The 20193-nt window shown below is 64.7% G+C and carries 20 protein-coding genes and 1 other RNA gene; 13 read left to right on the top strand and 8 right to left on the bottom strand.

All coding sequences use genetic code 11. The annotated features are described in order from the left end of the window. Position 1: 1 nt before the first annotated feature. Entirely contained in the window at positions 2–490 is a 489-nt protein-coding gene (locus KBA48_RS20315; RefSeq protein ID WP_292909756.1) for a GNAT family N-acetyltransferase, read from the top strand. On the opposite strand, the gene KBA48_RS20320 is transcribed toward KBA48_RS20315, so the two are convergent. Continuing rightward, positions 487–777 (bottom strand): sulfurtransferase TusA family protein, encoded by a 291-nt coding sequence (locus KBA48_RS20320; RefSeq protein WP_367273855.1) that lies wholly within the window; start codon positions 775–777, stop codon positions 487–489. The genes KBA48_RS20315 and KBA48_RS20320 overlap by 4 nt on opposite strands. A gap of 55 nt (positions 778–832) precedes the next feature. On the opposite strand from KBA48_RS20320, the gene KBA48_RS20325 reads away from it, so the two are divergent. The 3 genes from KBA48_RS20325 (at position 833) to KBA48_RS20335 (ending at position 3262) form a co-directional block, all read left to right on the top strand. Further along, positions 833–1255: a MucR family transcriptional regulator gene (locus tag KBA48_RS20325; RefSeq protein ID WP_292909760.1), complete on the top strand. Its 423-nt coding sequence runs from the start codon at positions 833–835 to the stop codon at positions 1253–1255. A 361-nt stretch (positions 1256–1616) separates the two neighbouring features. Continuing rightward, positions 1617–2435: a GNAT family N-acyltransferase gene (locus tag KBA48_RS20330; RefSeq protein ID WP_292909762.1), complete on the top strand. Its 819-nt coding sequence runs from the start codon at positions 1617–1619 to the stop codon at positions 2433–2435. Positions 2436–2464: 29 nt separating this feature from the next. Continuing rightward, positions 2465–3262 carry a 1-acyl-sn-glycerol-3-phosphate acyltransferase gene (locus KBA48_RS20335; RefSeq protein WP_292909764.1) on the top strand — a complete coding sequence of 266 codons (798 nt, stop codon included), beginning with the start codon at positions 2465–2467 and terminating at the stop codon, positions 3260–3262. Between the two features lie 93 nt (positions 3263–3355). Here the strand turns inward: KBA48_RS20335 and KBA48_RS20340 are convergent, their stop codons facing one another. Next, entirely contained in the window at positions 3356–3976 is a 621-nt protein-coding gene (locus KBA48_RS20340; protein ID WP_292909766.1) for a GNAT family N-acetyltransferase, read from the bottom strand. Positions 3977–4199: 223 nt separating this feature from the next. On the opposite strand from KBA48_RS20340, the gene KBA48_RS20345 reads away from it, so the two are divergent. From KBA48_RS20345 to KBA48_RS20365, 5 genes are all read left to right on the top strand, one after another. After that, positions 4200–6461 (top strand): TonB-dependent receptor, encoded by a 2262-nt coding sequence (locus KBA48_RS20345; protein WP_292909768.1) that lies wholly within the window; start codon positions 4200–4202, stop codon positions 6459–6461. 3 nt (positions 6462–6464) lie between these two features. Continuing rightward, complete coding sequence (locus KBA48_RS20350) at positions 6465–7784, top strand: MFS transporter (protein WP_292909770.1); 1320 nt, start codon at positions 6465–6467, stop codon at positions 7782–7784. Further along, entirely contained in the window at positions 7784–9418 is a 1635-nt protein-coding gene (locus tag KBA48_RS20355; RefSeq protein WP_292909772.1) for a carboxylesterase family protein, read from the top strand. The genes KBA48_RS20350 and KBA48_RS20355 overlap by 1 nt, the downstream gene beginning before the upstream one ends. Next, positions 9418–10989, top strand: coding sequence for an AMP-binding protein (locus KBA48_RS20360; RefSeq protein WP_292909774.1), 1572 nt, complete (start codon positions 9418–9420; stop codon positions 10987–10989). The genes KBA48_RS20355 and KBA48_RS20360 overlap by 1 nt, the downstream gene beginning before the upstream one ends. Before the next feature lie 62 nt (positions 10990–11051). After that, positions 11052–11735 carry a TetR/AcrR family transcriptional regulator gene (locus KBA48_RS20365; protein WP_292909776.1) on the top strand — a complete coding sequence of 228 codons (684 nt, stop codon included), beginning with the start codon at positions 11052–11054 and terminating at the stop codon, positions 11733–11735. 130 nt (positions 11736–11865) lie between these two features. Here the strand turns inward: KBA48_RS20365 and KBA48_RS20370 are convergent, their stop codons facing one another. After that, entirely contained in the window at positions 11866–12759 is an 894-nt protein-coding gene (locus tag KBA48_RS20370; RefSeq protein WP_292909778.1) for an SDR family NAD(P)-dependent oxidoreductase, read from the bottom strand. A gap of 163 nt (positions 12760–12922) precedes the next feature. Between KBA48_RS20370 and KBA48_RS20375 the strand changes: the two genes are divergently transcribed. Further along, positions 12923–13366 (top strand): thioesterase family protein, encoded by a 444-nt coding sequence (locus KBA48_RS20375; RefSeq protein ID WP_292909780.1) that lies wholly within the window; start codon positions 12923–12925, stop codon positions 13364–13366. Here the strand turns inward: KBA48_RS20375 and KBA48_RS20380 are convergent. The 5 genes from KBA48_RS20380 to KBA48_RS20400 all read right to left on the bottom strand — a co-directional run bounded on the left by KBA48_RS20380 (position 13348) and on the right by KBA48_RS20400 (position 17933). Beyond that, positions 13348–13584 carry a hypothetical protein gene (locus tag KBA48_RS20380; protein WP_292909782.1) on the bottom strand — a complete coding sequence of 79 codons (237 nt, stop codon included), beginning with the start codon at positions 13582–13584 and terminating at the stop codon, positions 13348–13350. The genes KBA48_RS20375 and KBA48_RS20380 overlap by 19 nt on opposite strands. Positions 13585–13765: 181 nt before the next feature. Continuing rightward, positions 13766–13978, bottom strand: coding sequence for a hypothetical protein (locus KBA48_RS20385; RefSeq protein WP_292909784.1), 213 nt, complete (start codon positions 13976–13978; stop codon positions 13766–13768). Then, a complete protein-coding gene (locus KBA48_RS20390) occupies positions 13975–14727 on the bottom strand; it encodes an RNA methyltransferase (RefSeq protein ID WP_292909786.1) in 753 nt (250 codons plus the stop codon). Before KBA48_RS20390 ends, KBA48_RS20385 begins: the two co-directional genes overlap by 4 nt. Before the next feature lie 55 nt (positions 14728–14782). Further along, positions 14783–16252 (bottom strand): IMP dehydrogenase, encoded by a 1470-nt coding sequence (gene guaB, locus KBA48_RS20395; protein WP_292909787.1) that lies wholly within the window; start codon positions 16250–16252, stop codon positions 14783–14785. Between the two features lie 370 nt (positions 16253–16622). Then, positions 16623–17933 carry a CAP domain-containing protein gene (locus KBA48_RS20400; RefSeq protein ID WP_292909789.1) on the bottom strand — a complete coding sequence of 437 codons (1311 nt, stop codon included), beginning with the start codon at positions 17931–17933 and terminating at the stop codon, positions 16623–16625. 310 nt (positions 17934–18243) lie between these two features. On the opposite strand from KBA48_RS20400, the gene KBA48_RS20405 reads away from it, so the two are divergent. The 3 genes from KBA48_RS20405 to rnpB form a co-directional block, all read left to right on the top strand. Next, the gene (locus KBA48_RS20405) at positions 18244–19119 is read left to right on the top strand and encodes an EamA family transporter (RefSeq protein WP_292909791.1); all 876 of its coding nucleotides are present in this window, start codon (positions 18244–18246) and stop codon (positions 19117–19119) included. Positions 19120–19133: 14 nt separating this feature from the next. Beyond that, positions 19134–19880, top strand: a complete 747-nt coding sequence (locus KBA48_RS20410) for an N-acetylmuramoyl-L-alanine amidase (protein WP_292909793.1) — start codon at positions 19134–19136, stop codon at positions 19878–19880. A 43-nt stretch (positions 19881–19923) separates the two neighbouring features. Then, an RNA gene (gene rnpB / locus KBA48_RS20415) (RNase P RNA component class A) lies at positions 19924–20193 on the top strand; the annotation flags it as partial.

Here is a 20193-nt window from a genome sequence, read left to right on the forward strand (position 1 = left end):
CATGGCGGACAGTGTGGAGATTGTCGCGGCCGGATCCGCCCATGCGCCGGTGCTGGCGGCCCTGCATGCCCTGGCCTTCGCCGACGCCGCCCTGTCCGGTCCGGCCTGGGATGCGGGGGCCTTCGCCTCGCTTCTGTCCACACCGGGCGTGGAAGCCTTCATTCTGCTGGTGGACGGGACACCGCTTGCCCTGTCCCTGTGGCGCCATGTCCTGGACGAGGGCGAGTTGCTGACCATCGGCACGGACCCGGCCGCACAGGGGCGCGGTCTGGGCACCGCCCTGCTGCGCCAGGGACTGGCACATCTGGCGGCCGCCGGCGTGACACGCTGCTTCCTGGAGGTTGCCGTCACAAATACAGCGGCTATCAACCTTTATGCTTCATGCGGGTTCACGAATGCCGGCCGCCGACGCGGTTATTATCAGCATGCAGGGAAATCGATTGACGCGCATGTGATGGTAACTGATGGGGAACTAGGACGGATTATCTAAGGCTTTTTGATAAAAAGCCGCTGAACTCCCTCGGGACTCTCGGTACTCTCCGGTTGCGGACCGACAACCTCATAGCCGTGTTCGCGCAGGCTGGCGGGAACATTACGCGAGGGTTCACCAAAATTCATACGAACTTCAAGGGTTTGGCCGCTATCAAGCCGCTCCACCGCAAGTTTGGTCCGAACGAATGTCATCGGGCATACAAGCGCGGTTATGTCGAGGAACTGGTCTGATCTGTTTGTCACGAGCATCGATTCCTTTGATAACGTACCAAATCGATATTGCATGGTGTTCGGATAAGACTTATATCACGAACGAGTTTTTTGGTTGGAGCAATGATACATGACCAACGCATCCTCCTCGCCCGAACTTTTGTCTCTCACGACGGAAATCGTCGCGGCCCATGTTTCGAACAATACAGTCGCAATCACCGATCTTCCGGCGCTGATCGATCAGGTTTACCGGACTCTGGCCAACATCGGTACGGAACCGGTCGTGCAGAGCGAGAAGCCGCAGCCGGCCGTTGCCATCAAGAAGTCCGTGACCCCGGAATATATCGTCTGCCTGGAAGATGGTAAGAAGCTGAAAATGCTGAAGCGCCATCTGAAGACGGCTTACAACATGTCGCCGGAAGAATATCGTGAGCGTTGGGGCCTGCCGCCCGACTATCCGATGGTTGCTCCGAACTATGCCAAGCAGCGTTCGCGTCTGGCCAAGCAGATCGGTCTGGGCACCCGCGCCCGCCGCGCCGGTGAAGACGAGTAAAATGCACCTTTCCCGTCCCACGGGGCGGGTGGGTCGAGGGGAAGAGGGGCGGCCCGGTCGGGTCGCCCCTTTCTCGTTCCGGACCCGACGGAATACTCGGCTCAACCATTGTGATTTGTGCATGGCACCGCTACGCACCTACCCGCTGACCCCCTCAGGTCTTTGAAAGTTGCGGGACAAGGGCATGAAACTTTCGTGATCAACCCTTGCCCTGTGACACAGTGGGTTGACCCGCCTGCAGCACTTCGTGTTATGCCAGTGGTGACGGCGGTGACTGCCGCGCCCGCTGCCCGTGAAAGCGGGACAGGTGGCAAGGATGGTCGCTTCCGTCCCGTGCCGGCTACCCAGAATATGTGAGAGCATGGCTGACATCATATCCACCGATGCCCTGATTTCCGGTGAACTGCGCGCTGGCAATCTGGAGGTCCGTCTGGCGGAGACCGCCGCCGAGGTCACCGCGGCCCAGCGCCTGCGCTACCGCGTCTTCTATGAAGAGATGGCGGCAAAGCCATCGGCGGAGATGGCGGCCCAGCGGCGCGACTTCGACATGTTCGATACGCTGTGCGACCATCTGCTGGTCATCGACCGCAGCCTGGGCCATGGCACCGACGCCGTGGTCGGCACCTACCGGCTCATCCGCCGGGCCACCGCCGCCCGCGCCGGTTCCTTCTACTCGTCGGACGAGTACGATATTTCCCGGATCGAGGAATATCCCGGCGAGGTTCTGGAACTGGGCCGGTCCTGCGTGGACCTGAACTATCGCAGCCGCGGCACCATGCAGTTGTTGTGGCGCGGCATTGCCGCCTATTCGGCGCATTACGACATCAAGCTGATGTTCGGTTGCGCCAGCCTGCCGGGCACCGACCCCAAGGCACTGGCCCTGCCGCTTTCCTATCTCTATTACCATCATCTGGCGCCGCCGGCCCTGCGCCCCGTGGCCCTGCCGCATCGCTATGTCGAAATGGCGATGATGGACGAGCATGAGATCGACCCCCGTCGCGGCATCAACGAGGTGCCGGTCCTGATCAAGGGCTATCTGCGCCTGGGCGGTTTTGTGGGTGAAGGGGCGGTGGTGGACCACCAGTTCAACACCACCGACGTTTCCATCGTCGTGAAGACCGACATGATGACCGACAAGTACCTGCGCCATTATGAGCGCCGGGGCTCGTCGCTGATCTGATCCAGGATAGAGGCGGCGGACGGACAGGCATGGAAATCGGCTCCACGATGCTGGGTCTGTCGCGTCTGGTCGTTTACGGCCTGTGGACGCTGGTCTGCATTCCCGTCCAGGTGCTGTTGCTGCGCCTGTCGATGCGGGATGCCACGGCGCGCTTCCCCCGCTTCTACCACCGCGTCTGCTGTCGCCTGCTGGGCCTGCAGGTGGTGGTGAAGGGGGCGCCGGCGTCCGGTGTGGGGCCGGTCCTGTTCATCGCCAACCATTCCTCCTATCTCGACATTCCGGTGCTGACATCGGTGCTGCCGGTCAGTTTCATCGCCAAGTCGGAGGTTGATGGCTGGCCCGTCTTCGGCCTGCTGGCCCGGTTGCAGCGCACCGTGTTCGTGGACCGCACGGCCCGCCACAAGGCCGATGAACAGCGTGACAGCATCCAGGGACGCCTGCAGGCCGGCGACAGCCTGGTCCTGTTCCCCGAAGGCACCAGCAGCGACGGCAACCGCACGCTGCCCTTCAAGACCGCCCTGTTCGCTGTGGCCGCCACACGTATCGGCGACCGGCCGCTGACGGTACAACCCGTCAGCGTCACCGCCACCCATCTGGACGGCATCCCGCTGGGCCATGTCTGGCGCCAGCTTTACGCCTGGTACGGCGACATGGAACTGCCGCCGCACCTGTGGCGCATGGTACGGGCCGGGCGGATGCAGGTGACGGTCGAATTCCACACACCGCAATCGCTGGAAACCGTGCCATCGCGCAAGGCGCTGGCTGATGTCTGCTGGCAATCGGTGGCCAGGGGCGTGGAACGCGCCGTCACTGGCCGCGCGGCGTAATCTATCGGTCAAAATGTTTGACCGATAGTATCCGCGCCGACTGGCGCGGCGGCGGCCCATGCCGCCGAAGCCTTTGATCCCGAGGTGTCGGGATTAAAGGCCGCGCGGCGTAAGCCGTTCCTTCACCGCCGGCCATTCCCGATCCGTGATCGAGAAATAGACAGAGTGGCGCAGGCTGCCATCGGCACGCACGACATGGTTGCGGAAGGTTCCTTCCTCCACAGCACCGATGCCGGCCAGGGCCATGCGGGACTGGGTGTTGTTGCTGTCGGTCTTGAACTCCACCCGGATACAGCCCCAGTGCTCGAACGCGTGGCGCAGCATCAGGTATTTGGCCTCCCGGTTCAGGCCCGACCGCTGAAACCCCTTGCCCAGCCAGGTATAGCCGATTTCCACATGCCGGTTGGCCCGGTCCATGGCCAGGAAGCGGGTGGAGCCGGCGATGTGGCCCGATGCCTGATCGATGGTCACGAAGGGCAGCATTCGCCCCGCCTGCCGTTCGGCCAGGGCAAAGCCGATCCAAGCCGCCATCTCCTCCCGGCTTCGCACCGGGGTGGGATACCAGCGGAAAATATCCCCCTCCAGCCCCACCGCGCACAGCGCGTCCAGATGGTCCGCCCGCAGCGGCTCCAGCCGAGCCACCGCACCGGCCAGGATGACAGGGGCCGTATCGATGCGGTTGAAATCATAAAGCGGATAGGGACGGTCGGTCATGGCACACCGGAATGCTGCGGGGCGAATATGCCAGCTTTCCCGATACAGGCCCCGCATGGTCAACCGGGCGATTGTCCCGGTGACGAGATTCAGCCCCCGGGTGTTCCTCACCAATAATATTCACACACGTGATAGTGAATGTTGACAGCACCCCGCCCATGCCGCATCTTGCCTCAAGCACGCTGGCGATAACGACCGGCGGCCAATAGGGAGAACGCGTCACATGAGGGCCAAGCTGCTCGCGTCCGCCTGCGCGGTCGCGCTGACCACTATTTCGACCCATGTCCTGGCGCAGGAAACCGCGCCCACCCGCAAAGCCGCGACGCAGGAAGACGCGCTGCAGGAAATCATCGTCACCGCCACCCGCCGCGCCCAGAATATCAGCGAAGTGCCGCTGTCAATCACCGCCTTCTCGCAGGAAGACCTGAATATCAAGGGCGTGGTCGGGTATGAGGGGCTGGCGCGCGAAACGCCGGGTGTCGTGCTGAACAAGCCCAGCGCCAATTTCAACAATTTCACGGCGCGCGGCATCGCCACCAACGGCTATGGCGCCAACCTGCAAAGCACGGTGGCGGTCTATATCGACGAACTGCCCATCTCCACCATCGGCAACACCACGGTGCTGGACCCGACCCTGTTCGATGTGGAACGGGTGGAGTTCCTGCGCGGGCCGCAGGGCACGCTGTTTGGCTCCGGGTCCCTGTCGGGCGCCATGCGCATCCTGACCAAGAGCCCGGATCTGCGGAAATTCGACGCCGCCGCGCAGACGGATTTCGGCCTGACCGGGTCGGACAGCCTGCGCCAGCGCTATAACCTGATGCTGAACACGCCCCTGGTAGAGGATGAGCTGGCGCTGCGCGTCGTCGGCTTCTACCGCCATGAGGAAGGCTATCTCGACAATGTCGGGACCGGCATCCACAATTCCAACACGCTGGAAAGCTGGGGCGGACGCGCCATCCTGCAATGGAAGCCGGCCGAACAGATGTCGGTGCGCCTGCTGGCTTCGCGCGAGGACAGCAACCCGCGCGACAGTTCGATGACCAGCCCGTCGCTGGGCCGGGAAAAGCGCATCTCCGACCGGCCCGACCTCTATTCCGGCGTGCTGACCACCTATAACGCCACCATCGATTATCAGTTCGATGGCGCCAAGCTGACCAGTTCATCGACATATTCCACCTTCGACCAGAAATTCCATGTCGATCTGGCCGGCACCTTTGGCGGGGCCATCGCGTTTGGCCTGGATGCCAACGGCTATCAGGACACGTTCGTGGAGGAGGTGCGGCTGGCGTCGGATCCCGGTGGCGACTGGGACTGGACCATCGGCGGCTTCTTCCTGGATCGCCGGCATGACGTGGATTATTTCTACCGCTCGTCGCCGGAATTCCTGGCCGCACGGCGCATCACCGGCCTGCCGGACGAATATTACCAGCGCCAGTATGTCCACACGATCTCGCATGAACTGGCCGGCTTTGGCGAACTGACCTATCACGTGAATGAGAAATTCTGGCTGACGGGCGGTCTGCGTTACGGCCGCCTGGACGCGCAGGGCTTTACCGAGGGCGGGTATAATTCCGCCTATCTGACCTATGCCCTGACGGGACAGTCCGGGCCGCTGGCCATGGTGCCGATTCCGGCGGCCACGGGCGTGAAGGCCAAGGGGTCGAAGCCGTCCTACAAGGTCAGCGCCTCATATCGTGCCAGCGAGGCCATCACCACCTATGCCAGTGTCTCCACCGGCTTCCGCGCGCCTGTGGTCAATGCCTATGCCGGGCGGCCGAGCGTGGTGAATGCCAATGACCTGATCATCCCCTATGGCGCCAGTTCGGACGATCTGACGAATTATGAGCTGGGGCTGAAGGGCCGCTGGCTGAACGGCAAGCTGACGGCGCATCTGGCCGCCTATTACATCGACTGGAAAAACATCCAGATCCAGGCCAACCGCACGTCGGACAGCGTGCAGTTCGCCACCAATATCGGCGCGGCCCGCAGCAAGGGCATCGAGTTCGAAATCGCCGCCGTGCCGGCCACCGGCCTGACCATCGGGCTGAACGGATCGGTCAACACCGCCAAGGTGACGAAGCTGTCAGCGGCAGAGGCGGCGATCTCCGGCGCGGTGGAGGGGGCACGCCTGTCCTCCCCGCGCTTCCAGGGGTCGGTCTTTGCCCAATACTGGTTCAATCTGGCGCCCGAACTGGACGCTTTCACCACCGCCAACTGGCAGCATGTGGGTTCCTTCCCCTCCTCCTTCCCCAATGTGCCGGGCGCGCCGAACCGGGTCAGCCCGACCTATGGCAAGACCGACAGCTACAGCAATGTGAATGCCAGCTTCGGAGTGACCAAGGGGAACTGGACAGCGACCGCCTATGTGGAGAATCTGTTCGACGATCATTCGATCACCTACATCCACCCGGAAGCCTTCATGGCCAGCCGCTTCGGCACGATGCGGCCGCGCACCGCGGGCATCCGCATCGGCTATGAGTATTAAGCCATGACGGCGGCCCCTTCCCCCCTGCAAGCGCCGGCGGCCCACCCGCCGCCGGACGCCCGCGCCTGGTATGTGCTGGGTGCGCTCTGCTTCGTCTATGTGCTGAACTTCCTGGACCGGCAGTTGCTGTCGATCCTGGCCAAGCCCATCCAGGATGATCTGGGTGTCACCGACGGGCAGTTGGGCCTGATCAGCGGGCTTTATTTCGCGCTGTTCTACTGCACCATCTCCATCCCCGTGGCCTGGCTGGCCGACCGGGCGAACCGGGTGAAGGTGCTGTCCATCGCCTGCGCCCTGTGGAGTGCGGCGACGGTGGCCTGCGGCTTGTCCGCGACATATCCGCAACTGGTGGCGGCGCGCATGGCGGTGGGGGTAGGAGAGGCCGGCGGCGTTCCCCCGTCTTACGCCATCATCACCGACTATTTCGCACCGGGACGCCGGGGCACAGCGCTGGGCCTGTTCAATCTGGGCCCGCCGCTGGGTCAGGCCATGGGCGTGGCGTTTGGGGCCTCCATCGCCGCTGCCTATAGCTGGCGCAGCGCCTTTGTCGTGCTGGGGGTGGTGGGCATCGTGGCGGCGCTCGTCGTGTGGCTGACCATCCGGGAGCCCAAGCGCGGCGGGCTGGATCAGCCGGCAGCGGGTGCGGCGCCGGCCCCGATGGAAAAGGCCGGGTTCATGGAAACCGTGTCCATGTTCTTCCGCCGCAAGGACCTGCTGCTGCTGTCGCTGGCCTGTGGCGCCACGCAGTTCGTCACCTATGCCGTCATGAACTTCACCGTCCTGTTCCTGATGCGGGAAAAGGGGATGAGCCTGGGTGAGGTGGCGCTCTATTACGCGCTGCTGATCGGGGTCGGTATCAGCCTGGGCATGTATGCATCGGGCCGCCTGATCGACCGGTACTCCGTGCGGTACCGGCAGGCCTATGCCCTGATCCCGGCCGTGGGTCTGGTGGGGGCGGTGCCGTTCTTCGCGGGCTTCGTCTGGGCACCGGGCTGGGAACTGGCGCTGCTGTTCCTGATCGGGCCGACCTTCTTCAACTATTTCTACCTGTCGCCCGCCGTGGCCCTGGTGCAGGAGGCGGTGCGACCCAACCAGCGGGTAATGTCGGGTGCCCTGCTGCTGCTGGTCATGAACCTGATCGGGCTGGGTCTTGGTCCGACCTATCTGGGGGCGGCCAGCGACTATTTCCGGGCCACCAACCCCGGCAATTCCCTGCAACTGGCCTTTTACACCCTGATCCCCTTCTATTTCCTGGCCATCGGCATGTTCCTCATGCTGGCGCGGGTGTTGAAGGGCATGGCAAACCGGAACGGAGGCCGCTGATGCGCCTTTCCCTTCGCCTGGGCGCCTGTGCGGCGGCTGCCCTTTTGTCCTGGACCGCGATGGCGCAGGACAATCCCACGATCACCGCCCCGGCGGGGGCCGTTGCCGGCCGCGCCAAGGACGGGGTGAATGTCTTCAAGGGCATCCCCTATGCCCTGCCGCCCGTGGGCGACCGCCGCTGGAAGGCACCGGAACCGCTGCCCGCCTGGACCGGGGTGCGCGATGCGGGTGAGCCCGGCCGCGCCTGTGTGCAGCCGCGCCCGCGTCTGGCCAGCATCTATGCCAACCCGCCCAAGGAGATGGGGGAGGATTGCCTGTCCCTGAACATCTGGGCACCCGAAGGGGCGAAGAACGCCCCCGTCCTGGTCTGGATCCATGGCGGATCGCTGACCGGCGGCTATGGGCATGAGGAGATGTATGACGGATCGGCGCTGGCAAAGCAGGGGCTGGTCGTCGTCTCCATCAATTACCGGCTGGGCATCCTGGGCTATCTGGCGCATCCGGGTTTAAGCGCGGAAAATCCCGACGGGATTTCCGGCAATTACGGGCTGCTGGACCAGATCGCATCCCTGCGCTGGGTGCGCGACAATATCGGTGCCTTTGGCGGTGATGCCGGCAATGTCACGGTTGCGGGGGAGTCTGCCGGCGCCCTGTCGGTCATGTATCTGATGGCCGCGCCCCAGGCCAAGGGCCTGTTCGGCAAGGCCATCGCGCAAAGCGCCTATATGATCTCCACGCCTGAACTGAAACAGCCCCGCAATGGGGAATTCGCGGCCGAGGGGATTGGCACTTATGTGGCGGGCAAGGTCGGGGCCGCCGATGTCGCCGCCTTGCGCGCCATGGACGCGGAGACCCTGACGGCGGAAGCGGTCAAGGCCGGCTACATCCCCTTCGGCACCGTCGATGGCAAGGTGCTGCCGGCCCAGTTGGTCGAGATTTTCGACAAGGGGCAGCAGGCGCCGGTGCCCATCCTGACCGGGTTCAACAGCGGGGAAATCCGCTCCCTGCGGTTCCTGCTGCCGCCCAAGCCCGCCGATGCAGCCGCCTATGAGGCAATGATCCGCGAACGTTATGGCGATCTGGCGGACCTGTTCCTGCGGCTGTATCCGGCCAGCAATGTCGAAGAAAGCATGCTGGCCACCACCCGCGACGCGCTCTATGGCTGGACATCGGAACGGCTGGTCCGCAACCAGACGGCCCTGGGGCAAAGTGCGTATCTCTATATCTTCGACCATGGCTATCCGGCGGCGGACGAACATGGGCTGCACGCCTTCCACGCCGCCGAAATCCCGTATGTCTTCGGCACCGCCGACCGCACCCCGCCGCTCTGGCCCAAGGTGCCGGACAATGCCGCCGAACGCCGGCTGTCGGCGGCGATGAACAGCTATTGGGCCAGCTTCGCCCGCACCGGCACACCCCTGGCCGATGGGCAACCGGGCTGGCCCCTCTTCAGCAGACAAGAGGGCTATATGGCCTTTGCCGGCACGCCGAAGCCGGGGGTGCGTATGCGGCCGGGCATGTTCGCCCTGCATGAAACCACCGTCTGCCGGCGCCGCGCGGCGGGCAACCTGGCCTGGAACTGGAATACCGGCGTCGCCTCACCCGTGCTGCCGGCCAAGGGGAATGTCTGCTGATGCTGGACGGAACCATGCAGGATTTCCCCCTGACGCTGGACCAGTTCCTGCGCCATGCCGCCAAATGGCACGCGCATGCCCAATTGGCGACGGCGCGCGAAGGGGGAGAGCCGACCCGCATCGGCTATGCCGACCTGATGGACCGCGCCCTGGGCGTCACCGCCATCCTGGCCGGGTACGGGATGCGGCGGGGTGACCGGGTGGCGACACTGGCCTGGAACAGTCAGGCGCATGTGGAGGTCTGGTACGCCATCATGGGGGCGGGGGCTGTCTGCCACACGCTGAACCCCCGCCTGACGGCCCCACAATTGGCCTCCATGCTGGACCAGTCGCAGGCGCGTATCCTGGTGGTCAGCGCCGACCTGCTGCCCCTGGCCCGGCAGGTGGGGGCGCTGGCGCCCGGCGTCACCCGCGTGCTGGTCATCGATGGCGACGCGCCCGCCGACTGGGAACTGGCCACCGCGCTGGAGCCGTTGATCGGTGGCGCGTCACGGGATGCGGCCTGGGGCGGGTTTGCGGAAACCGCACCCTCGGGCCTGTGTTTCACGTCGGGCACCACCGGTGCGCCCAAGGGTGTGACCTATACCCACCGGTCCAGTTTCCTGCACACCCTGAAACTGCTGCAGACCGATGTCATGGCCCTGTCGGGGCGCGACAGCGTGCTGGTGGCCGTACCCATGTTCCATGCCAATGCCTGGGGCCTGCCCTTTGCCGTGCCGGCGGTGGGCGGGCGGCTGGTGCTGCCCGGCCGGCACACGGACGGGGCCAGCCTGGCCCGGCTGATCGCATCGGAAGGGGTGACGGTGGGGGTCGGTGTGCCGACCGTCTGGCTGGGCCTGGTCGAACATCTGGACGCGACGGGCGGGGAATTACCCAGCCTTGAACGGGTCATCGTCGGCGGCTCCCCTCTGCCCCCGGCCTTGATGGAACGGATTGAGCGGCGGCTGGGCGTGATCGTGCAGACAAGCTGGGGCATGACGGAACTGTCGCCGTCAGGCACCGTTGCCCCCGCCACCGACGCCCCCCGTGACGCCGCCCTGTCGGGGCGGCCATCGGTCGGGGTGGACCTGCTGCTGACCGACGCCGATGGCCATCCCCTGCCGGACCAGCGCGGGGTGGAAGGGCATCTGCGGGTGCGCGGCGTGGCCGTCATCGACCGTTATTTCGGGCAGGAGGCTGCGGCCACCGATGAAGCCGGCTGGTTCCCCACGGGCGATCTGGCCCGCATCGACGCGGCCGGCAATCTGATGATCACGGGCCGGGCCAAGGATTTGATCAAATCCGGCGGGGAATGGATCAATCCGGCGGAGATCGAGGCCCTGGTCGGTGCCCTGCCGCAGGTGTCGCTGGTCGCGGTCATCGGCCGGTCGCACCCCAAATGGGGAGAACGGCCCATCCTGCTGGTGGAGACGCGGGACACGATTGATGATGAGGGGCTGCTGGCCCCGCTGCGCGGCAAGGTGGCCCCCTGGTGGCTGCCCGATGCTATCATCCGGCTGGATGCCATGCCCCTGGCGGGAACCGGCAAGATCGACAAAATCGGCCTGCGGGTTCAATATGGGGACGGTTGAATGGACGGCGGGGCCTTACGCGTCGCCCGTCCTGGTACAGGCTTTGACGGAAAGACGAACTGGTGTCTGAACAGGTGAAATCCCGCCGCCGCTCCACCAAGGCGGAGCAGCGCGCGGAGATGATGGAACAGATCCTCGACGAGGCCGAGTACCTTTTCTCCAAGCACGGTCTCTATGGCGTCACGCTGAAGGATGTGGCGCAGCGGGTGGGGGTTCACCACACGCTGCTGAACTATTATTTCGAGGATAAGAAGAAGCTGTTCGACGCCGTCTTCGCCCGCCGCGCCGCCGTGACCAGCGAGCGGCGGATGACGGTGCTGGAAGAGTATGAGAGGGCCACCGACGGCAAGCCCACGGTGGAAGGGGCGCTGCACGCCTTCCTGGATACCGACCTCGACCTCTATATCGAGGGGGGGGAGGGCTGGAAGAATTATGCGGCCCTGGGCGCACAGGTGGCCAATACCCCGGAATGGGGGGCCGAACTGATGGACCAGCATTTCGATCCGGTCGTGCTGCGCCTGATCGAGTTGCTGAAAAAGGCCCTGCCCGGCTGTGCCGAGGAGGATATTTTCTGGGGCTATCACTTCGTCACGGGCGCCCTGCTGCTGACCTTGGCGCGGACGGGGCGCATCGACAAACTGTCGGGCGGCCTGTGCAAATCCGACGATTTCGCCGCCGTGAAGGCCCGCATGGCCGCCTTCATGGCCGCCGGCTTCAAGGAAGTCTGCAAGGTGCGGGAGGGGTGAGCCTGCCACCGCATCGGGCCTTGGATCATGATGCTTTAAGGTGAACCGCCCTCCCAACCGTCATCCCCGCGAAAGCGGGGATGACGGTTGGGAGCGAGATAAACCCGCTTCCAACTCCATCAGACAGACCTTACCGCTCCACTGCCATGACCGGCTGGCTCCAGCCACTGGCCGCCAGTTCGCGCTCGGCCTGCGTGAAGCCATAGGCCGGCACGATCTCGTCCGTCCGGTCCGTCACCTCGGCCAGCCGCGCCACGACCTGCGCGCCAACCTCCGGCCCGCTGCCGATATAGCAGCCCTGGGTCAGGGTGATGTTGGCCGCCGCGAAATTGCCGCCGCCGGCACACAGGATGGTACGCGTCGGCGCCTCATCGGACACCAGCGGCAGCAGGGCCGGGCTGACCAGCGAGGGGTGCAGCCGTTCCAGGCTGTCGCCCGACAGCACGCCGTCGGTCATCTGCGTGGCCGCCGTGGGGGCCAGACAATTGACGCGGATATTGTATTTCTCACCCTCGATGGCCAGCGTCTGCATCAGACCGACCAGCGCCATCTTGGCGGCCCCATAATTGGCCTGCCCGAAATTGCCATAGAGGCCGGAGGAAGAGGTGGTCATGACGATGCGGCCATGGCGCTGGGTCCGCATGATCTCCCACACCGCCTTGGTGCAGATCACGGCGCCCATCAGATGCACGTCCAGGACCAGGCGGAAATCATCCAACCCCATCTTGGCAAAACTCTTGTCGCGCAGGATGCCGGCATTGTTGACCAGGATGTCGATACGGCCCCACTGCGCCATGGTTCGCGACACCAGGGACGCCACCGCCGCCTCGTCCGTCACCGACCCGGCAATGGCCAGCGCCTCACCCCCGGCGGCCGCGATCTCCGCCGCCACGCCATCGGCCGCACCCTGGCTCAAATCGTTGACCACCACCTTGGCGCCCTGCCGCGCCAGGAACAGGGCATGCTGCCGGCCCAGGCCGCCACCCGCCCCCGTGACAATCGCGATCCGTCCCTTCAACGCCATGTCCAACACTCCCTCCCTTGGTTTTGTGCGGCGCATATATAGCGCAACAAATACTCACTCACAAGATAGTGAGTGTAAGCGAAGAGGAAGCTTGTTCTTTGCCGCACTGCAACGCAGTTTATGGACCCGAGGCAGCGAAGCCGCAACAGGATCAGAGGCAAGGATGACGGCCGATTTCCGTTTTCGCCACCGTGTGCGCTATGGGGAATGTGATCCGCAGCAGGTGGTGTTCAACGCCCGCTATGGCGACTTCATCGATATCGGCATCACCGAGTATCTGCGCCTTCTGGTGGGCGGGACCCAGGGGCTGAACGCGCGGGGGCTGGATATGATGGTGGTCAAGCAGACCAAGGAATGGAAGGCGCCGGCGCGGTTCGACGATGTTCTGGAACAAACCATCCGGACGGGGCGGGTGGGCACCACATCCTTCAGCATCCTGACGGATTTTATCCGGCTGCCCGATGGCGCGCCCGTCATGGCGGCGGAAACCATCTATGTGATGACGCAGTTTGGCGCCGTGGAAAAAAGGGCAATCCCCGCCGATCTGGCGTCACTGCTGCAAACAGGCGTGCCCGGCAGACTGGTGGATCACGCCGGCCCGGTATGAGGGGTGCTGCTGCCCACCGGCGGCAGCCATTCCACATTGGAAACGTCCAGGTAATCCCGCATGTAAACCGCCAGCCGGTCGGCGATACGGCGCAGATTGGCCGCCTCGTCCGGCTTGCTTGCTTCCAGCCGCGCAGCCTCGACCTGCATTTCGTCAGCCTTCACCAGGATATCGCGGCGAAGATCATTCAAATCCTGGATCGTCATCATGGCACCCATAACGCCACCCGCCCTGTCATTCATCATGGCACAAAAAGGCGTCCCGAGACGCCACAACTATGCAAGGTTGCCGTGAAATGATGAAGACAGGCTTAAGGCGCGGGCGGTTCCGCCATGTGGCTTCCCGTATGGGCACAGGGGAGCCATGCATGATCAAGGCGTTAGGCGAAACCGCCTATCCTTAAGAACCGGGCGCCGGCCCCGGCGGAAGCTCGATTTCCGCCCGCACCTTGGCCTCCAGTTGATCGATGCGCGCCTTCAGCGCGTCGATGCGGGCCAGCAGGCCGGGTAGGCCCAGCGCGCTGGCTGTTGACAAGGCGGCAACGCTTTCCGACAGGTCGGCGGCGATGGCGGCCAGATCGGGCGCGGACGCGTCGCCGGGGCCGCCGGTCATTGCCCGCCCGCGTAATAGGTGAACAGCGCGATGGAGGCGGCGACGGTGGCGTTCAGGCTTTCGACATTGCCCGTGTTGCCAATGGTCAGACGCTGCGCCGGCACTTGCGGTGGCACGCCCTGCCCTTCCTCGCCTAAGATCAGTCGGGCATCTTCGGGCCAGGGGAAGGTGGCCAGATCATCCCCGCCGGCATCCAGCGCCAGCAACGGTCCCGCCGCCTGATCCAGCACCGCCCAGCGCCCACCGCGCACGATGTCGAGTGTGAAGACGGCGTTGCTGGCCGCCCGCAGGCATTTCGGGTGGAACGGGTGGGCCGCCTCTTCCAGCAGGATGACCTTGGAAGCGCCGAACGCCGCCGCACTGCGCAGCAACGCGCCCAGATTGGCGGGGTCCCCCAGGGCGCAGACCAGTTCCAGGCCCCTGGGGTGCGCGGACAGGTCGGCCTGACCGATGGTCGGCAGGGTGCCCACCAGGATCGGGTAATCCGTGCCCGACACGTCCAGTTCCCGGAACAAGGGACCGGCCAGCACCACGGGCTGGATATGGTCGGGCAGCGGCCAGTCGGCGATCCATTCGGGATGGCGGATCAGGATGCGCGTGAAATGCTGCGGCCAGCGAGTCAGCGCCTCCGGCACGGTTTTCAGCCCCGCCAGCAGGAACTGCCCCTGCTTACGGATGCCACGGCTTTCCAGCAGCCCGGACCAGGACTTGAATTGCGGGTTCTGGGGGCTGTCGATGTGGTGGAACATGGGACATCCGTTACGCCCCTCGCCCACCGTGGCGGGAGAGGGGCGAAGTGGAACCTTACCCCTGACGGTAGTTAGGGGCTTCGTTGGTGATGGTGATGTCGTGGACGTGGCTTTCGCGCAGGCCCGCATTGGTGATGCGCACGAATTGCGGCTTGGTGCGCATTTCGGCGATGGTAGCGCAGCCCGTGTACCCCATGGAGGCGCGCAGGCCGCCGATGAGCTGATGCACGACCGCACCGATCGGGCCCTTGTACGGCACGCGGCCTTCCACGCCCTCGGGCACCAGCTTCAGCGTGTTGGACACTTCGGCCTGGAAATAGCGGTCGGCGGAACCGCGCGCCATGGCACCGACGGAGCCCATGCCGCGATAGGCCTTGTAGGAACGGCCCTGGAACAGGATGACCTCACCCGGGCTTTCATCCGTGCCGGCGAACAAGCCGCCCATCATGGCACACGACGCGCCGGCAGCGATGGCCTTGGCCAGATCGCCGGAATATTTGATGCCGCCATCGGCGATGACAGGGATGCCATGCTTGTTGCAGGCTTCCACCACATCCAGAACGGCCGTCAACTGCGGCACGCCCACACCGGCCACGATGCGGGTGGTGCAGATGGAGCCGGGGCCGATACCGACCTTGATGGCGTCCGCACCGGCATCAATCAGGGCCAGGGCGGCGTCGGCGGTGGCGACATTGCCGGCGATGATCTGGGTATAGTTCTTCAGGTCGCGGGCGGCGCGCACCTGATCGGCCACCTTCTTGGAATGGCCATGGGCCGTATCGATGACCAGCACGTCGACGCCGGCATCGAACAGGGCGGCGGCGCGCTCCAGACCATCGGGACCCGTGCCGGTGGCGGCGGCGGCGCGCAGGCGGCCGGCGGCATCCTTGGCGGCATGGGGATGGTTCTGCGCCTTTTCGATATCCTTCACGGTGATCATGCCGATGCAGCGATAGGCATCGTCAACCACCAGCAGCTTTTCGATCCGGTTCTGGTGCAGCAGGCGCTTGGCCTCTTCCTTCGACACGCCCGGCTTGACCGTGACCAGCCCTTCCTTGGTCATCAGCTCAGAGACCGGCTGGTTCGGGTTGCTGGCAAAACGCACGTCGCGATGGGTCAGGATGCCGACCAGCTTGCCGTTCTCATCCAACACGGGGAAGCCGGAGAAACGGTAGCGGCGCTGCAACTCCTGGGCGTCGGCCAGGGTATTGTCGGGGCGCAGGGTGTAGGGGTTCACCACCATGCCCGATTCGAAGCGCTTGACGGCGCGCACTTCATCGGCCTGACGGCTGATATCCATGTTGCGGTGGATGACACCGATGCCGCCCGACTGCGCCATGGCGATGGCCAGGGCCGATTCCGTGACGGTGTCCATGGCGGCCGACAGCAGCGGAATGCCCAACTGGATCGACTTGGTCAGCCAGGTCTTGGTATCGACCTCAGCCGGCATCACCTCCGATGCGGCGGGGACCAGCAGCACATCGTCAAAGGTCAGGGCTTCGCGGAAACGGTCACTGCTGGACATGAACCTGGCTCTCCCATGCGCGGGCCGGCGGGGCCGCAAGATACGGGTTATGGGACATCGACCCCGCCCGCACCCGATGGCGCAAGCTGGTTCCATGTCCCAGATCAAAAGGTTCGCCGCACTATACACATGCGGTGCGGCTTGGGAAGCTACCAGGGATGGGGGGCCTGGGTTGCCATTTGGGCAAGTCGGTCTGGTTGCCGGCAGCCCTCACCCTCCCAAACGCTGCCGCGTTCGGGCCCCTCCCTCTCCCGCAAAGCGGGCGAGGGGCGAAGTTTCACTGAACGCCACAGTTCCGCCCCTCGCCCACGAACGTGGGAGAGGGAGGGGCCCAAGCCCGCCAGGGCTTGGGAGGGTGAGGGCAACCGGATCACGTCAGCAGAAGATAGCCGTCATTCTCCTGCGCCACGCCCAGCGCCGACAGGGCCAGACCGGCGAAAGTGACGGCAATGTCGATGCTGCCATTACCGTCCAGATCGGCATGCAGGGTAACGCCCCTGTATCCGGCCGTGCCGTCATCCGCCGCCCAGGTGAAGCGGCTGGTGCCGGGGCGCCAGCCCCAGACGCTCACCTGCTCCCCCTTTTCGAAATCGACGATGGTAGTCCAGGCCACCTGCCCCCCGCGCCCGTCGGCGAAGAAGATATCCAGGCCCGCCCCGCCGATCAGGAAGTTGGACCCGGTGCCGCCATCCAGCACATCATCGCCGGCCCCGCCATTGGCGGCGTCATTGCCGGCGCCCAGATTGATGAAATCATCCTGGTCGCTGCCGGCCACATTGTCGGCCCCGGCCGTCCCCAGCATCTGCCAGTCCAGATGCACCACCGGTCCGCTATAGGCCGTGGGCGTGACCAGGACAAAGCTGTTGGTGCCGCTGTGCCAGGCCAGGAAGGTGACGGGCGCGAACGACGCGGCCCTGGCATCCACGCCGACATTCAGGCCGCTCATGGTCACGGTCTGATAATAGGCACCGTTCAGGCCGGCACCGCTGAAACCCAGGGTCCAGGTGCCGTTGGTCATGGCGATGGCATAGCCGCCGGCGGCACTGGTCTGCCCCACCACGGACCCGTTGACGGTGATCGACACCCCGCCCACGCCTTCGCCCGGATTGTAATAGCCGTCGCCGTTCAGGTCGTTGAACACCACACCGGTGGCATAGCGGGCCTGTCCGGTGGCCGCGAAATTCTGGGTGATCATGGAGGCGTTATAGCCGCTGAACTCCCCCAATTGCTGGCTGATGCCGATCTCCCGATAGGCATCGCCCAGGATGTTGACGCGGTGGCCGGGGCTGAGGAACAGGCCGCGATGCTGCTGTTCGATATAGGCGGTCAACTGCGCCTGCCGGATGGGCCCCGTGCTCCCCCTCCAGGAGACATTCTCCCCCCAGGTATAGGCACCGGTGAACCGATATCCCGCCGCCGCCATCCGGTCGCCGGGGCTGGAGCCATTGACCCCGGTATGGCTGAACGTATCGGTGGCCAGCATCCAGTCGCTGTGCCCCTCCGCCGCTGCGGCCAGCAGGTTGTTGGGCGCGAGTGGCTGCTTGGCCTTGGCCGAGATGGTGCCGGGGTTCAACCCCTGGTTCAGGTCGATGCCAAAGGCGGCGGCCGCCGCCACCGGATCGGCCCGCGCCCGGTTGATCAGGGTCAGCATGTACAGTTCGTACGCATCGAATTCGGCCATGGCATTCCCTCCTCGCCCATACTTATGCGCGTGTCAGTAAATCCAGACTTGTCAGGATTTGCTGACCTCGGCGGCATGGGCCGCCGCCGCGCCAGTCGGCGCGGATACGAAGGTCAATGCTCATTGACCTTCGTATTATTGGACGGGATGGTTATTCCGCGACACAACGGCTCTTTCGGATGAGCCTTGTGACAAAGCCTTGGCACGAAGGTATATCCCCGGCGTGCATTGCAGGGTGGCAGGCTGCGCGTTCGCGCCCCCGGGGCCGGAAACGATAGTTTTGACGGCCAATCTGTTGAGGAAAGCGGCGATGAGACCGGTCCATATGCTGGGCGCGCTGTTCGTGATGGCGCTGTGGGGGACAAATTTCGCCGTCTCGCGCTATGCGCTGCGCGAATTCTCACCCATGCTGATGATGGCCATCCGGTTCGCGATCGTGGCGGCCGTCCTGCTGCCCTTCGTGAAGTTCCCGCGCGATCAGTTCCGCCAGGTCCTGGCCTATTCCTTCGTGCTGGGGGGCGTGCATTTCCCCTTGATGCTGCATGGCATGGTGGGGGCGGAGGCGTCGACGGCCAGCATCGTGATCCAGCTTCAGGTACCGTTTGCCAGCCTGCTGGCCGCGTATTTCTTCAAGGACAGGCTGGGCTGGCGGCGCGGGGTCGGCATGGGCATCGCCTTTATCGGGGTGGCCGTCATCGCGTTGCGCGGCGGCGGGGGCAACAGCGACCCTTACCATCTGGCCCTGATTGTTGCGGCAGCGGCGGCCTTCAGCTTCTCCAACATCCAGGTGAAATGGATGGGGACGGTCGATCCCTATCAGTTGAACGCCTATATGGCCCTGTTCGCCGTGCCGCAACTGCTGGTCTATTCCCTGCTCCTGGAAAGCGGGCAGATGCAACAGATCGCCAATGCAAGCTGGGGGGCCTGGACCGGCATCGCCTATATGGTCATCGCATCGACCATCATCGCCTATGCCATCTGGCAGCCCATGGTGCGCAAATATGATGTGAACCAGACGGTACCCTTCCTGATGCTGGTGCCCGTGTTCGGCGTAGCGTCGGGCGTGCTGTGGCTGGGCGAGGCGATGAGCTGGGCCCTGATCGTCGGTGGCCTGCTGGTGATCGCGGGCGTCGGCATCATCCTGATCCGCCGCCCCAAGATCGTGGTGGCGCGCAATACGGTGTGATGTAGGGTACCGGAATGTCGATACCGCCCATCATTCCCCATCCCAGCCCCAATCACGGTCCCCGTCGCGTGGACGGACCGCCGGACATGCTGGTCATCCATTATACCGGCATGCGGGACGGGCCGTCGGCGCTGGCCCGCATGTGCGATCCGGAGAGCCAGGTCAGCGCGCATTACATGATCGAGGAGGATGGCCGCATCTTCCAGCTTGTGCCCGACGACCGCCGCGCCTGGCATGCCGGCACCTCCTTCTGGGCGGGAGAGATGGACATCAATAGCCGGTCCATCGGCATCGAACTGGTCAATCCCGGCCATGAATGGGGCTACCAGCCCTTTCCAGAGGCGCAGATGCGGGCGCTGGCGGCTCTTTCCGCGCATCTTTTGTCGCTTTATCCCATCCCGTCCCACCGTGTGCTGGGCCATTCCGACATCGCGCCCTTGCGCAAGCAGGACCCCGGCGAACTGTTCGACTGGCTGGGTCTGGCCATGGCGGGGGTCGGCCTGTGGCCCGACCCCCGTCCCGCCGATGGGATGGCGTGGGAAATGGACGAAATCGCCCGGCTTCTGGAAAAATTCGGCTATCAGGTGGCCCCGGATGGGATTTCTTGGGACGCACACATCGCCCATGGGAAAACGTGGGACGAAAGCGCCGAAGCCGCCCTTTTTGCCTTCCAGCGGCACTGGGTTCCGGCCAGCATGGGCCGGGGGGCCGATCGAGACAGCGTGGCGGCCCTGCGTGCCCTAGTCAGAGACTCGGGCTGAATGCCGGTTGCTTTCCATGCCCTGAACGCCTACAACCCGCCGGCCAGACGGTCGGATGGTCGCTCCTATGCAATGGGGAAACCCGCATGGGGGAGGAAAGTCCGGGCTCCACGGAAGTACGGTGCCGGGTAACGCCCGGCGGGGGTGACCCCAGGGAAAGTGCCACAGAGAGCAGACCGCCGACGCCCCTTAATCCCTTGGGATTGCTGGGTTTCGGTAAGGGTGAAAGGGTGTGGTAAGAGCACACCGCGACCCTGGCGACAGGGTTGGCATGGTAAACCCCACCAGGAGCAAAACCGAATAGGGACGGCAC

Origin of the sequence: Niveispirillum sp. (assembly GCF_017996735.1) — a bacterium.
In the GTDB taxonomy this organism is placed as follows: Bacteria; Pseudomonadota; Alphaproteobacteria; order Azospirillales; family Azospirillaceae; genus Niveispirillum.